The organism is Sedimentitalea todarodis (assembly GCF_032595355.1).
GTDB lineage: Bacteria > Pseudomonadota > Alphaproteobacteria > Rhodobacterales > Rhodobacteraceae > Sedimentitalea > Sedimentitalea todarodis.
This window is the reverse complement of record NZ_JASMWN010000002.1, coordinates 69,741-84,626: the sequence shown is the minus strand read 5'-3', so window position 1 is coordinate 84,626 and position 14,886 is coordinate 69,741. Positions and strand designations below refer to the sequence as shown.

16 protein-coding genes are annotated in these 14,886 nt (G+C 60.3%); 10 read left to right on the top strand and 6 right to left on the bottom strand.

What is annotated here, in order from left to right:
- Positions 1-12 precede the first annotated feature (12 nt).
- The 4 genes from ccoO to QO231_RS03130 all read left to right on the top strand — a co-directional run bounded on the left by ccoO (position 13) and on the right by QO231_RS03130 (position 3,098).
- Entirely contained in the window at positions 13-738 is a 726-nt protein-coding gene (gene ccoO, locus QO231_RS03145; protein WP_316773268.1) for a cytochrome-c oxidase, cbb3-type subunit II, read from the top strand.
- 9 nt (positions 739-747) lie between these two features.
- Positions 748-933, top strand: coding sequence for a cbb3-type cytochrome c oxidase subunit 3 (locus QO231_RS03140; protein ID WP_316773267.1), 186 nt, complete (start codon positions 748-750; stop codon positions 931-933).
- On the top strand, positions 930-1,799 hold the full coding sequence (ccoP, locus tag QO231_RS03135) for a cytochrome-c oxidase, cbb3-type subunit III (RefSeq protein ID WP_316773265.1): 870 nt from the start codon (positions 930-932) through the stop codon (positions 1,797-1,799). The genes QO231_RS03140 and ccoP overlap by 4 nt, the downstream gene beginning before the upstream one ends.
- Before the next feature lie 255 nt (positions 1,800-2,054).
- Positions 2,055-3,098 (top strand): fatty acid desaturase, encoded by a 1,044-nt coding sequence (locus QO231_RS03130; RefSeq protein ID WP_316773263.1) that lies wholly within the window; start codon positions 2,055-2,057, stop codon positions 3,096-3,098.
- Positions 3,099-3,534: 436 nt separating this feature from the next.
- Here QO231_RS03130 and QO231_RS03125 read toward each other — a convergent pair whose 3' ends face one another.
- Positions 3,535-3,693 carry a hypothetical protein gene (locus QO231_RS03125; RefSeq protein ID WP_316773261.1) on the bottom strand — a complete coding sequence of 53 codons (159 nt, stop codon included), beginning with the start codon at positions 3,691-3,693 and terminating at the stop codon, positions 3,535-3,537.
- Positions 3,694-3,794: 101 nt separating this feature from the next.
- Between QO231_RS03125 and QO231_RS03120 the strand changes: the two genes are divergently transcribed.
- From QO231_RS03120 to QO231_RS03095, 6 genes are all read left to right on the top strand, one after another.
- Positions 3,795-4,661 carry a LysR family transcriptional regulator gene (locus QO231_RS03120; protein ID WP_316773260.1) on the top strand — a complete coding sequence of 289 codons (867 nt, stop codon included), beginning with the start codon at positions 3,795-3,797 and terminating at the stop codon, positions 4,659-4,661.
- Between the two features lie 201 nt (positions 4,662-4,862).
- Entirely contained in the window at positions 4,863-6,293 is a 1,431-nt protein-coding gene (gene ccoG / locus QO231_RS03115; protein WP_316773258.1) for a cytochrome c oxidase accessory protein CcoG, read from the top strand.
- A gap of 3 nt (positions 6,294-6,296) precedes the next feature.
- Positions 6,297-6,755 carry a FixH family protein gene (locus QO231_RS03110; RefSeq protein ID WP_316773257.1) on the top strand — a complete coding sequence of 153 codons (459 nt, stop codon included), beginning with the start codon at positions 6,297-6,299 and terminating at the stop codon, positions 6,753-6,755.
- Between the two features lie 6 nt (positions 6,756-6,761).
- A complete protein-coding gene (locus tag QO231_RS03105) occupies positions 6,762-8,942 on the top strand; it encodes a heavy metal translocating P-type ATPase (RefSeq protein ID WP_316773256.1) in 2,181 nt (726 codons plus the stop codon).
- A 4-nt stretch (positions 8,943-8,946) separates the two neighbouring features.
- Complete coding sequence (gene ccoS / locus QO231_RS03100) at positions 8,947-9,105, top strand: cbb3-type cytochrome oxidase assembly protein CcoS (protein ID WP_316773254.1); 159 nt, start codon at positions 8,947-8,949, stop codon at positions 9,103-9,105.
- 181 nt (positions 9,106-9,286) lie between these two features.
- Positions 9,287-11,776, top strand: a complete 2,490-nt coding sequence (locus QO231_RS03095; protein ID WP_316773253.1) for a GcvT family protein — start codon at positions 9,287-9,289, stop codon at positions 11,774-11,776.
- Here QO231_RS03095 and QO231_RS03090 read toward each other — a convergent pair.
- From QO231_RS03090 to QO231_RS03070, 5 genes are all read right to left on the bottom strand, one after another.
- Positions 11,737-12,153, bottom strand: coding sequence for a hypothetical protein (locus QO231_RS03090; RefSeq protein WP_316773252.1), 417 nt, complete (start codon positions 12,151-12,153; stop codon positions 11,737-11,739). The two genes, QO231_RS03095 and QO231_RS03090, sit on opposite strands and share 40 nt — an antisense overlap.
- A 45-nt stretch (positions 12,154-12,198) precedes the next feature.
- On the bottom strand, positions 12,199-13,161 hold the full coding sequence (locus QO231_RS03085) for a hypothetical protein (RefSeq protein WP_316773250.1): 963 nt from the start codon (positions 13,159-13,161) through the stop codon (positions 12,199-12,201).
- A 220-nt stretch (positions 13,162-13,381) separates the two neighbouring features.
- A complete protein-coding gene (locus QO231_RS03080; RefSeq protein ID WP_316773248.1) occupies positions 13,382-13,720 on the bottom strand; it encodes a carboxymuconolactone decarboxylase family protein in 339 nt (112 codons plus the stop codon).
- Between the two features lie 77 nt (positions 13,721-13,797).
- A complete protein-coding gene (locus QO231_RS03075; RefSeq protein ID WP_316773247.1) occupies positions 13,798-14,454 on the bottom strand; it encodes a DUF938 domain-containing protein in 657 nt (218 codons plus the stop codon).
- Positions 14,451-14,867, bottom strand: coding sequence for a hypothetical protein (locus QO231_RS03070; protein WP_316773246.1), 417 nt, complete (start codon positions 14,865-14,867; stop codon positions 14,451-14,453). Before QO231_RS03070 ends, QO231_RS03075 begins: the two co-directional genes overlap by 4 nt.
- Positions 14,868-14,886 lie beyond the last annotated feature (19 nt).

The window sequence follows — 14,886 nt, the reverse complement described above, 5'->3', positions numbered from 1 at the left end:
GAGGCCAGAAGCATGGCAATTCTAGACAAGCACAAGTTCCTTGAAACCAACGCGACGCTCTTGCTGATCTTCAGCTTTCTGGTCGTGACAATCGGGGGACTCGTCCAGATCGTTCCTCTGTTCTATCTGGAGAACACCATCGAGAAAGTGGAAGGCATGCGGCCCTATTCGCCGCTCGAACTGACGGGGCGCGATGTCTATATTCGCGAAGGCTGTTATGTCTGCCACAGCCAGATGATCCGGGCGATGCGAGACGAGGTCGAACGGTACGGCCACTACAGCCTTGCCGCAGAGTCGATGTATGATCATCCGTTTCAGTGGGGGTCCAAGCGGACCGGACCTGATCTGGCGCGGGTCGGTGGCCGGTATTCGGACGACTGGCATGTAGACCACCTGCGTGATCCGCAGGCCGTGGTGCCGGAATCGGTCATGCCGAAGTACGGCTTTCTCGAGCGCAAGTTGATCGAGCCGACCCATATCGAGGACCTGATCGAGACCCATCGCCTTGTTGGGGTTCCATATTCCGACGAGATGATCGAGAACGCCGCCGTCGACTTCAGGGCGCAGGCCGATCCGGACAGCGACTATGATGCAATGCTGGAACGGTATCCGGGGGCGCAGGTGCGCAATTTCGATGGCCAGCCCGGCATTTCCGAAGCTGACGCGCTGATCGCCTATCTGCAGATGCTGGGTACGCTGGTCGACTTTTCGACCTTCACCCCAGATGCCAGCCGCTAGGAGGGGATGATGGAAATCTATACTCTGCTGCGCCAGATCGCTGACAGTTGGATGCTCTTGTTCCTGTTCGTCTTTTTCGTCGGGATCGTCCTGTGGGTGTTCCGACCCGGCAGCACGAAAACCTACGAGGACACGTCCAACATTCCGTTCCGTAACGAGGACAAACCCGCCACATCCGAGGAGGCGCGGAAATGACCAAGAAATCCAAGAAGTTCGACGACGATCCGAATACAACCGGCCATAGCTGGGACGGGATCGAGGAATTCGACAACCCGATGCCGCGATGGTGGCTTTGGTCACTCTATGCCTGCATCATCTGGGCAATTGCCTACACGATCGCCTATCCGGCCTGGCCCATGATCAACAGCGCGACCGCCGGAGTTCTGGGCTGGTCCTCGCGAGGAGAGGTGACTGCTCAGATCGCCGAGGTTGAAGAAGGCAATGCATCGATCAACACCCAACTGGTGGAAGTTGCGCTCACGTCGATTGCCGATAACGCGGAGCTGGACACCTATGCGGTCTCGGCCGGTGGTGCCGTGTTCCGCACCTGGTGCGCGCAGTGTCACGGTTCCGGCGCGGCGGGGGCAAAAGGCTATCCCAACCTGCTTGATGATGACTGGCTTTGGGGCGGTGACATCGAATCGATCTACAACACGATTTCGCACGGCATTCGCAACGAAGTCGATGAGGACGCGCGCTATTCCGAGATGCCCGCCTTTGGTCGCGACGAGATTCTCGAACCCGCGCAGGTTGACGAGGTTGTGAACTATGTGATGTCGCTTTCAGGCACGCCTGAGGATGCGTCCAAGGTCGCGGCGGGTGCAGAGGTCTTTGCCGACAACTGTGCGGCCTGTCACGGCGAAGATGGCGGCGGTGATCGCGAGCAGGGTGCGCCCAACCTTACAGATGCCATCTGGCTCTATGGCGGTGACTACGCCTCGTTGACCGACACGGTGACCTACAGCCGCTTTGGGGTGATGCCCCCCTGGACCGACCGTCTGAGCGAAGCGCAGATTCGTGCCGTGGCCATCTATGTCCACCAGTTGGGCGGCGGCGAATAGAAGACAACGAGACACTCCCGAGCGACCTTTGCTGCTCGGGAGCGCGGTACCGGCCTTTCGATCTGTTCGCGCGTTTCCTGAAAGGCCGGTACCCTTATGGTGGGTGAAACGATTCCTCTCAATCGGAAATCCATGAACCCGCACCGGCCCGGGGCCCGTGTTTTCCACTACATGAACACGATCTACGCGGATTCCTCTTGCCATGTGGCTGCGAACCTTTATCCGGGTGCGTGAGAAAAGACAAAAAGCAGGCGCATGAGCAGTACCGAGTCCAGCCAACCCCAAGGTCAAACCGACAAGAGCCCGCGTGAGTGGGTACAAGCCTTGTCGAAATACCGTGAACCGCAGCTGTGGCGTAGCCTGTTCGAACTCGCGGTGACCTTCGTTCCGTTTGTTCTGCTTTGGGCGCTGGCCTGGTGGTCGTTGTCAGTCAGCTATTGGCTGACGCTCGCGATTTCCATTCTGAACGCCGGGTTCCTGGTACGGCTTTTTGCAATTCAGCATGATTGCGGCCATGGGGCATTTTTTAGTAACCGCATGGCCAGCGACTGGGTCGGCCGCGTTCTGGGTGTGCTTACATTGACGCCCTATTATGTATGGCGCCGAACACATTCGATGCATCATTCGGCTGCGGGGAACCTGTCGCGGCGCGGCATCGGGGATGTACATACGCTGACCGTGGCGGAATATCAGGCGCTGTCACCACTGTGGCAATTCCACTATCGTCTGTATCGACATCCGTTCACGCTGTTCGGGCTGGGACCAAGCTACATCTTCTTCCTGCAAAACCGGTTGCCCATCGGATTGATGGGAGCTGGCTGGCGATACTGGACCAGCGCCATGGGCACCAATCTGGCAATCGCAGCAATCATTGCCGTGATTTTCTATTTCGGTGGGCTGGAGCCGGTATTGCTTGTGTTCTTCCCGACGACCTTGATTGCCGCATCGATCGGTGTCTGGTTGTTCTACATTCAGCACCAGTTTGAAGATACCAACTGGAACGACGACGAAGACTGGCAATTGCACCATTCGGCGCTGCATGGCAGTTCGTTCTATGACCTGCCCACTGTGCTGCGCTGGTTCTCGGCCAATATTGGCGTACACCATGTGCATCACCTTTATAGCCGCATCCCGTTTTATCGTCTGACAGAGGTGCTGCGCGATCACACGATTTTGACCAGCATGAACAGAATGACCCTGGCTGAGAGCTTTGCCTGCAGTCGGCTGCACCTCTGGGACGAACAAGACCGCCGGCTGCTGTCATTCAGGCAGGCGAGAGATCGGTATGGCGCCCCCTAGGACGCTCCGCGTTCAGCGTGACCCGCACGCGCCACGCGCTTTGCTGGCTAGGGTACCCTCTCTGAACAAGGCGTCTTGTCGCCAGATCGCAGAGTGCGGCCAGACATCTTCAAACTTCGAGAGATCTTTCAAGAGATGGGACTGTCCGGATGTAGCGGCACCCAAGGTTGCTTGCTGGATATGAACATCGGCATGACCGGAGTGCAGGGCGCGGGAACGCCGGGCCTGCCACCGCTACTGTTGCGGTGCCTCTCCGATCGCGACCGATAGCTGGGGCAATGGCGGTACCGTAGCTCCTACAGCTCGTTGCACCCCGATCTTTCCACTGGAGTCATTCGATAATGGCGCTCAGTTGTTGTGGCTGGTCTTTCGGTTGCTGTTCACGGAATGACTGAGGGACAAGGGCGGGTGCTGGAGTGCCCACCCTTGCCGGACCTCAAAGCTTGTCAAGGTCCACACAGCGGCTGGGGCGCAGCCACCAATGCCCTGCGGGGAGCCAGCGGCGTTTGGTGGGCTTTTTGGCGGGTGCATCGTAGAGTTTCGTGGTCTCGGTGCGTGCAGCTGTCATGAAGCTGTGGGCGTAGATGTTGAGCATGTCACTGTCCTGCATTGGATGATTGCGATGTCCCGATCCTTGACCATCGAGGCGAAATTTGCGACTCAGGAAAAAATTCGTTCTGTAAGCATGGATTACATATGAACTGGCTTGAGATGCCTCCGCTGTCGATGTTGCGCGCCTTTTCAGCCTTTGCGCAGACCGGGTCCGTGACCAGGGCCGGAGCGGCACTCAATGTCAGCCACGCCGCGATCAGCCAACATTTGCGCGGGTTAGAGGCCCATCTGGATACCCCGCTGCTGGACAGGTCGGGACGGGCATTGGTGTTGACCGAACAGGGACAGAGGTTGGCAGATGCTGTAACGCTTGGTTTCGGGGCCATTGGCACGGCGGTGCAGGAACTTTCCGCAGAAGATGCCGTGCGCCCGCTGCATATCTCGACTACGCCAACTTTCGCGGCACAATGGCTGATGCCGCGACTGCACGGGTTTCGCACGGCGCATCCGGAAATCGACCTGATGCTTGATCCAAGTGCGACCGTCGTGGCGCTGTCGCCGGGCGGAATAGATGTGGCTCTGCGGCACGGAATGGGCGAATGGCCCGGTCTGGTGTCAGAACCGCTGCTGGAGTCACATCTGGTTGTTGTTGCCGCGCCGTCGCTGTTGCGGGGCAAGGTGATCGCGGATCCGCGCGATCTCGCGGATTTTCCCTGGCTCGAGGAATTGGGCACCAGCGAGTCGAGCCAGTGGCTGCGTTCCAAAGGCGTCAGCCGGGGCATTGTCGGGGGGCGCGTACAGATGCCGGGGAACCTGTTGCTGGACGCGGTAAGGGACGGGCAGGGGGTGTCTGTTGTCGTGCGCGACTTTGTGGAACCGGATTTGCGTGCCGGACGGCTGGTAGAACTGTTCTCGGACGCACCGTCCGCCTATCACATCGTCACACGCCCCGGAGTGCTGCGCCCGCATGCCAAGGCTTTTGTCCGCTGGCTGCGGCGGCAAAGAAACTAGACGCTTCGTGGGAAAAACCGGTGGAGAAAATAGGTCATCGGAGTGAATAGAACAGTGACACACTGCCACGATATGAAATCCGCAGAAAACTGATTATACAGAAAATATGAATGTATGATGCGCTTTTGACCCACATCAAAGTTTGAATGCGTGGCATCTGTGACAAGGCCAGAGAACGAGGCCCAGAATCGGAGCGACTCCGTGAGCAAACCCGAACCAGCACCCAGTCTTTTCGCCGCGAGGGAGCCGATTTTTCCCAAGCGTGTATCCGGGGTGTTCCGTAATCTGAAGTGGATCATCCTCGCGGTGACCCTCGGTATCTACTATATCACGCCCTGGATCCGCTGGGATCGCGGCCCGAGCCTGCCGGATCAGGCGGTGCTTCTGGATCTTGCGAATCGGAGGTTCTATTTCTTCTGGATCGAAATCTGGCCGCATGAATTCTATTTTGTCGCCGGGTTGCTGATCATGGCCGGGCTGGGGCTGTTCCTGTTTACGTCCGCTCTGGGGCGGGTCTGGTGCGGGTATGCCTGTCCTCAAACGGTCTGGACCGACCTTTTCATATTGGTAGAGCGATGGATTGAAGGTGATCGCAACGCCCGTCTGCGGCTGCATCGCCAGAAAAAGATGGATTTTCGCAAGGTCCGGCTGCGCTTGACCAAGTGGACCGTCTGGCTGCTGATCGGGTTGGCGACCGGCGGGGCCTGGGTGTTCTATTTTGCCGACGCGCCAACGCTGCTGCGCGATCTCGTGACACTGAATGCGCATCCGGTGGCCTATACGACCGTGGGGATCCTGACCGTGACGACATTCTTTTTCGGAGGATTCGCCCGCGAGCAGATCTGTATCTATGCCTGCCCGTGGCCCCGGATTCAGGCGGCGATGATGGACGAAGACACGCTGGTGGTCGGCTATCGGGAATGGCGGGGCGAACCGCGCAAGAATTCGGACGAGGCCAAGGCGGGTGCACCACAAGGCGATTGTATTGACTGTATGGCCTGCGTGAACGTGTGTCCGGTCGGCATCGATATTCGCGACGGACAGCAGATGGAGTGCATCACCTGCGCTCTGTGTATCGATGCCTGCGATGACATCATGGCCAAGATTGGCAAACCGCGCGGGCTGATTGACTATATGGCTGTGTCGGACGAAGTGGCAGAACGCAGTGGCGAGCCGCCCAAGAACATCTGGAAGCACATTCTGCGGCCCCGAACCATCTTGTACACCGCGCTGTGGTCTCTGGTCGGGTTCGGGCTGATGTTCGCGTTGTTCATCCGGCAGGATATCGAGATGACAGTGGCGCCAATCCGCAACCCGACCTATGTGACCATGTCGGATGGATCGATCCGCAATACCTATGACGTGCGTCTGCGCAACAAGAATGGCGAGGATCGTGAGTTCCGGGTGTCCGTGACCGGTGATCCGACGCTGCGTGTTCAACTTGAGGGAACACCGACCGAAACGGTTCTGGTTCCGGCTGACACGGCCTTCCTTCAGCGTGTATACGTGGTGTCGCCAGAGGCGTCCGGCCCGTCCAACAGCGAGCACACGGACATCCGGTTCTGGATCGAGGACATGAGCAACGGGGATCGCGCCTATCGCGACAGCACGTTTAACGGCAAGGAGAACTGAGCGATGGCGCAGAGGGAGTTCACCGGAAAACACGCCGCCGTATTGTTCGTCGGGGCATTTGCGGTGATCATTGGCGTGAACCTGGCGCTGGCCTGGAATGCGGTGCGGACCTTTCCGGGGCTCGAAGTCAGCAATTCCTATGTTGCCAGCCAGCAGTTCAACAACCGGCTGGCGGCGCAGCAGGCCCTGGGTTGGTCGGTCTATGCGGACGCGCGCGACGGGCAGGTGTTTCTGTCGATCACAGACGAAGACGGCGCACCGGTCGAAGTTGCAAAACTGTCGGCGATCGTGGGGCGCGCGACACAGATCAAGGACGACATCGAGCCAGCGTTCGAATTTGATGGGACATCCTATGTCGCACCGGTTGATCTGGCCAGGGGCAACTGGAACATACGGCTGGTGGCGCGGGCGGCAAACGGAACAGAATTCACGCAGCGTGTGATCCTGCACGTTCAGGGGTAGCGCGAGATGACGGCCCAGGCGCGCCCTCCCACCGCAGCAGCCTGCCCCGGCTGCCTTGCCGCCCCGGCAGAGGCCGTGCGCGAGGGACCAAAGGATGCGCGGATCGCGTTATCGTTGCCGACCATTCATTGCCAGGCCTGTATCTCGGCGGTGGAGCGCGGGCTGAACGCCCATCCCGGAGTGAAAGATGCGCGGGTCAACCTGACCCTGAAGCGCGCAATGATCGACGCGGATGCCGGGTTGAGTGCGGACGATCTGATCCCGGTTCTGGCGGGCCTCGGGTATGAGGCGCACGAACTGGATCCGGGCGCGCTGAGCGCGACCCAATCGGACAAGGCGGGGCGCGACCTGCTGATCCGTCTGGCGGTCGCCGGTTTCGCCTCGATGAACGTGATGCTTCTGTCGGTTTCGGTCTGGTCCGGGGCGACAGATGCGACGCGGGACCTGTTCCACTGGATTTCGGCGGTCATCACCTTGCCGGCGATTGCCTATTCTGCACAGCCGTTTTTCCGCAATGCGTGGGAGGCACTGTCGGTTCGGCGCCTGAACATGGATGTGCCGATTGTGCTGGCGATTGTGCTGGCGCTGGCAACGTCGCTTTGGGAAACCACGCTGTCGGGTGAACATGCCTATTTTGATGCCGCCTTGGCGTTGACGTTTTTCCTGCTGGCGGGGCGCTATCTGGACTACCGAACCCGGGCCATCGCGAGATCTGCGGCGCAGGAACTTGCCGCGCTGGAAGTGCCGCGCGCGGTCCGGGTGATCGATGGGGTTGAGCAGGAAGTCGCGGTCGCGGACCTGGCGGTTGGCGATCTCGTTCTGGTACGTCCAGGCGGTCGGATGCCGGCGGATGGCGCGGTGGTTGACGGGCGGTCCGAACTGGACCGATCGTTGCTGACAGGCGAGACCTTGCCGGTTTTTGCGGAACCGGGGCTGGCGGTGAGTGCAGGCGAGGTAAACCTGACCGGGCCATTGACCATCCGCGCCAGTGCGGTGGGTGAGGATACGTCGCTGCATCGCATGGCGGATCTCCTGGCGATCGCGGAATCGGGCCGGTCACGCTATACGTCGCTGGCGGATGCGGCGGCCAAGCTCTATGCGCCGGGCGTGCATATTCTTGCGGGTCTCAGCTTCGTGGGCTGGTATCTTTGGTCCGGTGATTTGCGGGTGGCGTTGAACATCGCGGCTGCGGTGCTGATCATCACATGCCCTTGCGCGCTGGGACTGGCGGTTCCTGCGGTGACGACGGCGGCGTCGGGACGGTTGTTCAAGAAAGGTATGCTGATCAAACACGCGACCGCGCTGGAGCGGCTGGCGCAGATCGATACGGTGATGTTCGACAAGACCGGCACACTGACGGCCGGCACGCCGGAACTGACCAATCTCGGTGAATTCTCTCGTCGTGAACTGGAGATTGCACTGGCCCTTGCGGGCGCATCGGCGCATCCGCTGTCTGTTTCTTTGGCAGGTGCGGGGCAGGAGGCGGGGATCATACCCGCCGAGGTTCAGGATGTGACCGAGGTGCCGGGATACGGCATCGAGGGGAACTGGCACGGACAAGCTGTGCGGTTGGGGCGTGCGGGCTGGGTTGGCGCAGACCAGGGGGAACAAACGGCGGTCTGGTTGTCGGTCGGTGCGTCTGTGCCGCGGGCATTCCTGTTCACAGATGCGTTGCGCCCGGGTGCCGCCGATGCGGTGCGCGCACTTCAGGAGGCGGGCAAGGACGTGCTGCTGATCTCCGGCGATGCGACCGGGGCTGTGAGGCGGCTGGCCGAGACGTTGCATATCGGAACGTGGGAGGCCGAGGCCCTCCCAGAGGACAAGGCGGCCCGGATTGCGGCCCTGGGCAAGGCGGGCCACAAGGTCCTGATGGTCGGTGACGGATTGAATGATACGGCGGCTCTGGCGGCGGCGGATGTGTCAATCTCACCCGCCAGTGCGCTGGATGCGGCGCGGGTGGCGTCGGATATCGTGTTGTTGGGGCGGGACCTCGCACCGATTGCGGAGGCTTGTGAGGTCGCAGAGAAGGCGACGAAGCGCATCCGCGAGAATTTCCGCATTGCGACGGTCTACAACGTGATTGCCGTACCGCTGGCGGTGGCGGGGCTGGCGACACCGCTGATCGCGGCCCTGGCCATGTCGGCCAGTTCGATCACCGTGTCGTTGAACGCGCTGCGGCTGAGGTGACGGGATGACCATTCTGACATATCTGATCCCGATTTCCCTGACGCTGGGTGCCATTGGCCTCGTTGGCTTTGTCTATACGGTGCGGTCAAATCAGTATGACGACCCGGAGGGAGACAGCCGCCGAATCCTGTCTGATGAATGGGACGATCACCCGAAACCCTGAATGGGGAAACGCCCGGGCGGGGCATCGAACCCCGCCCGGGCGTGTTGCCATGGACATGCTGCAACGCGGTTCTTTGGGGTGAGGTCGGTTTTGCGCGGATTTGCGTCGGATGGACTTGGCGCGGCACGCGGCGGACATGCATAAACCGATCAGAACAAGACTCGATCCGGGGAGAGGTCCGATGAAGACGCATGTCAAAGCTTTGGTCGTGGGCGGCGGAGCCGTCGGAACCTCGATCGCCTATCATCTGGCAAGGGCCGGGTGGGACAATGTCATGCTGTTGGAGCGGGATGAGCTGACGTCCGGATCGACCTGGCATGCGGCTGGGTTGCTGCCGCTCTTCAACATGTCATTCGCCACGACCCATATTCACCAGTACTCGGTCGAGTTCTACAAGACGCTTGAGGCCGAGACCGGTTTGAACGCAGGCTTTGCCGTGGTCGGCAACCTGCGGATGGCACAGACGCAGGAGCGTATGGATGAATACATGCTCTATGCCAGTACCGCCGAGACCTGTGGTGTGCCCTACGTGTTCCTGACGCCCGACGAGATCAAGGCACGCTGGCCCCTGATCCGCACCGAGGATCTGAAGGGTGCGCTGTATCACGACACCGACGGTTACATTAACCCGGCCGACGTGACGATGGCGATGGCCAAGGGGGCGCGGCAGCGCGGCGTGATGATCGAACGCAAGTGGCAGGCGGATGCGTTTCACTGGACCGGGGACGCCTGGGAAGTGACCGCGACCAAGATGGTCGAAAAGGGTGGCAACCTGGTGCCGAGTGACGAGCAGGTCGTGATTACGGCGGAACATGTCGTGACCGCCTCTGGCAACCACGCGCAGCGCACTGCAAAAATGCTGGGCATCAAGATGCCTGCGATCCCGGTGGAGCACCAATTTATTGTGATGGAGCAGGATCCGGCGCTCGTGGAGTTTCGCAAGGATCATCCGGAACACCCCGTTATCCGCGACGCCGATGCGCAAAGCTATGTCCGCGAAGAGCGGGGCGGCTGGATCCTCGGGGTGTACGAAAAGAACTCCCCTGCGCGGTTTGAACATGGCGTGCCCGACAGTTTCCGCGCCGATCTGTTCCAGCTCGATCTGGAGCGGATCGAAGAGCAGTATATGGCGATGATCCACCGGGTTCCGTCCTGCGAAGAAAGTGGGCTGAAGGACGACTTCAACGGGCCGATCTGTTACACGCCCGACGGCAACCCCCTGGTGGGGCCTGCGCCGGGTCTGCACAACATGTGGCTGGCGGAAGGGTTCAGTTTTGGCATCACGGCGGCGGGCGGCACGGGCTACTATCTGGCGCAGATGATGGTCGATGGCGAGGCCGAGATCGACATGGCAAGCCTTGACCCAAAGCGGTACGGCGACTGGATGACGACCGAGTTTGCCGCGCGCAAGAACGAGGAATGCTACGACCACGTCTATGTCCTGCACCATCCCGACGAGGAACGCCCGGCCTGCCGCCCGCTGCGAACGGCCCCGGCCTATGACCGGCAAAAGGCACTGGGTGCACAATTCGGGTTTGTGAACGGTTGGGAGCGGCCGAACTACTATGCGCCCGACGGATTCAACGACCATGACAGCCGCAGCTTCCGGCGCGGCGGCTGGTGGCAATATGCGGTCGAGGAAGCCAAGGCGATCCGCGAAGGTGTCGGGCTGATCGATGCGACCGCGTTTACCAAGCATGTGGTCAAGGGGCCGGGCGCGACAGCGTTTCTAGATTGGTTCACCTGTAACAAGCTGCCTGCGGTGGGGCGGATCAACCTGACCTATGCGCTGACCGATCATGGCACAACGCGCACTGAGTACACCATCGTGCGTTTGGGGCCGGATGAATACTATCTGGTCTCTGCCGGGGCCTGGACAGCCTACGACGCGGATTTCCTGCGCAAATCGGCGGCTGAGAAGGCCGGAGAATTCGGCTATATCGAGATTCAGGACGTGACGACCCAATGGGGCGTGTTCGCGATTGCCGGTCCCAAAACGCGCGATGTGCTGAACGAGATCGTCAAGGATGCGGATCCCGTCTCGGTTCTGTCAAACAAGCGGTTCCCGTGGCTGACGATGCGCAACATCGAGCTGGGCATGTGCCCGGTGCGGGCAATCCGGGTGGCCTATACCGGTGAGTTGGGTTGGGAGTTGCATCACCCGATCGAAATGCAGAACTACCTGTGGGACCAGTTGATGACGGCCGGAGAGAAACATGGCCTGAAGCCGGTCGGTGCGCGTGCACAGAACTGGTTGCGGCAAGAGAAATCCTATCGTGCGTTCGGTACTGAACTGGGCCGCGATGCGACGCCGCTTGAAGCCGACCTGCCGCGGTTTGTGGATCTGAACAAGGCGTTCAACGGCAAGGCGGCGATGGAAGCCAAGGGGATACGCAGCAAATGCGTGACGCTCCTGATCGACGGACCCCCGGATGCTGATCCGTGGGGGCGCGAGGCGCTGTACCATGGCGAGACACGGGTCGGGCGGCTGACATCGGGGGGCTATTCCGTGAGTTTTGGCAGGAGCATCGGCATGGGCTACGTAAAGCCCGAACTTGCAGTGCCTGGAACCAGGCTGAAGGTCAGAATGTTGAACCAGCTTTGGGATGCCGAGATTGTACAGGACAGCCCCTATGATCCGACCAACGAAGTCATCCGCATAGACGGCTGAGGCGAAGACGGCTTGGTCAGGCGATCCAGATCCCGGCGGATGGATCGCCAGAGGCGCAGCGCCGCCAGCATCTTGCCGATAAACGCGGCAAAAACCGCGATGCCCAGGAGCGTGATTGCGATTGGCAGTACGCCGATCCGTCCCGCAACACCCGCCCAGACCATGGGCGGGGCGACCGTGATCAGGCTGATCAGCACGCAAAGCCCGGAAATGCCACAGCCGCAATCGCCCAGACGCGTATTGATCCGGTTGGTGACCGCTTGCTGCAACCCCGGATCTATGTCGGGCAGGTCGAGCCTCACGCTGCTGGCGGAAAAGGGCCAGCTGCGAAAACGGTGGACGTGATCGATGGTGGTCAGTTTGCGGGCTTTCTGCATGATCTTGGCCTCATGGCTCGGGTTTCGGATGGTCTGTGCATCTCGCTAGATATAGGTGCAATGGCGGCTGGAGCGGACCATGGCGATTTGCAGACGGTCCAGGACCGGTTGCGGTGTCGTGCGCCCTCCCGTGTCCATCAGGTTGGTGCCACCGGTGCTCATGTGCCAGAGCAGGCAGGCATGACCTATTTCATGCGCCACGGTGTCGGGGAACGGTCCGGGGGCCGCCTGCACGGTGACATAGTCATGGGTGGCAGACATCGAGCATCCAACCGAATTGCCGGTGAATCCGTCGATGATGAAGACGATGATTTCGCTGCCCTTGCCAAAGAACCGGCGCCAGTTGCTCTCGAACTTGCACAGGCGCGACGTGAATTCGAACCATGATCCGTCCACCCAGAAATCGGCGAAAAAGCCACCCGCGCCGCAATCAACCGTAAACGGCACGCTGGGCGTGGCGATGCGGGTGCGGCAAAATCCGGTAAAACGCAGGTCGATATTGCAGGTCCGGTCATAGATTTCGATGGCTGTATCGACCCAGGGCTGAATGTCGGCCTCTGTCATCAGGGGCGTGCCGTTGCGCACCGGGATGATGACGCCAAAATACATTTTCTTGCGCAGACGCAGCCCCGCGAGGCTGCCAAGAAACTCGAACACGCCGACGATTCGCCAGAAAATCTCGAGCACCCAGTTCAGCACCGCCCGGATGATGCCGCCGATGATGGGGATCGACAGGATCAGGCCGATCAGAAACCCTATCACGTCAAGGATGACGTTCACGATTGTGCAGACAACCCGCGTCACCCATTTGACCACGGTGACAATCACGATCCGCACGACTTTGACCAGAACGACGACCAACCAGCAGAACAGCTTGTTCAGACAAAGCAGCCACCAGTTACATTCCTCTTCGCGGCAGCGTTCCTCCTGGCGTTCTTCCCACTCCTCGATGGGCTTTTCGATATCTTCTTCAATCCTTTCTTGAACCTCACGGCAACTGCGTCCCATGCTGGTCTCCAATCCGGTAAATCAATAATGTACTCAAAATGAATGCGAACAGTTTAGCCTGGATTCAGCGATGGCGTGATGCAGGTTTTCCCTACCAGTTGCGGAGTGAGCTGTTGTTAAAAGGAAAATTCCAACTCTCTAGAGGATCGCGCCGGGCCAGCCGCACCAAAACGATGCGGAACTACAAGCGATCCTGGTGGCGAGGAGAGCCGGCGGTTTTTCAGGTCGCGCAGAGCTCGTCATAGCATTCCAGCGCCTTTGCGGCGTACATCATCGACGGGCCACCACCCATCTGGATGCACATGCCCAGAACTTCGGCAACCTCTTCGCGGGTGACGCCCAGCTTTGTCAGCGTCTCGATGTGCAACGAGATGCAAGGTTCACAGCGATCCGCGACCGAAATGCCGAGGGCGACAAATTCCTTGGTCTTGTAGTCCAGCGTGCCATCCTGCTTCACAGCCTTGCTGAGTGCGCCAAACCCGCGTGCCGTCTCGGGGACCGCGGCGTTCAGATTGCGTAGTCCTGCACGGGTCTTGTCGAGTTTTTCCTGCCACGCCATGATCGTGCTCCTGCTAATCGTATATTGATTTACGAATACGTTGTGCGTGAGAGGGCCGGCGCGTTCCTTGATCTGAATCAGCCGGGTGGCTTTTCCAGCACCAGCGCAAGATTGTTGGCGGGCATCTCGACCACATCCACCGGCGTCAGCCCGGCGGCGAGCGCGATATCGAGCACATCGAAATCGTCCTTATAGCCGATCTCCGGATCCATTGCGCGCAGGCTGGCATGAAACCGTTCGTCGCCTTCGCTGGTCAGCTCTCCCGCGCGCATGAAGGGGCCATAGATCACGAACCGGCCGCCGGGGCCGAGGGCCTGGGCCGCCTCGTCGATCAATGTTTGTACTTCGGCTGTACTGATCAGGTGCAGCAAGTTGACCAGCACGATCAGCGATTGTCCGCGATGCGCGGCCCCCCAACCGGGTACGGCGGCATCAAGATCACGGGCTGGCGACAGGTTGGAAAGCCCGGCCTCGGCGACATAGGTATCTATGCTGGCACGCCGGGTCGGGTCAGGCTCGGTTGGCTGCCATGTCAGACCGGGCAGGCAGGCGGCAAATGCAAAGATGTGCTGGCCGGTGCCGCTGGCGATTTCCAGCGCAGCACCCTGTTCTGGCGCGACCTTTGTCAGCAGATTGCAAAGGGGCTGGCAGTTCCGCTCAGCCGACGGAGCACACAGCCGCCCGCCTTCGGTGGGTGTGGCAACGCTGGCGGTTTCTGGCACAGTGCGGATCATCGGCGATGCCTTTCTGGGGTTAGTCTGGTGACGATATCGGCGTCCGGTTTGGTTGCTGCGCCGGTCAGCGGATTGGCGAGCAATAGCAAGGTGGCGACACGGTTAGACTCCCATTGCCACCCCGACCGGCAGACCAGATCAAATCGAGCCACCTCGCGTCGGGGCCAGAGATCAGCACCCGATCGGCGAAACAAGATGCGCAGCCCGGCCCGATTGATTTTGACCCGCATAACCAGTTCGGTGACCATCTTTACAGAACGGACGAGCCTCTCGGCAAGCGCTATGTCGTTGCCAACGACGTCATGCGGCTGCGTTGCATCCTGATCAGCGGGACAGGCCAGCCGCAGGATCGCGTCTGGTCTGGCGTACCGGCTTTCGCGGGCGTTCATCTGCCTTGGCCAACCTAGTGCCATGATGCCCGCCCATAGCAGG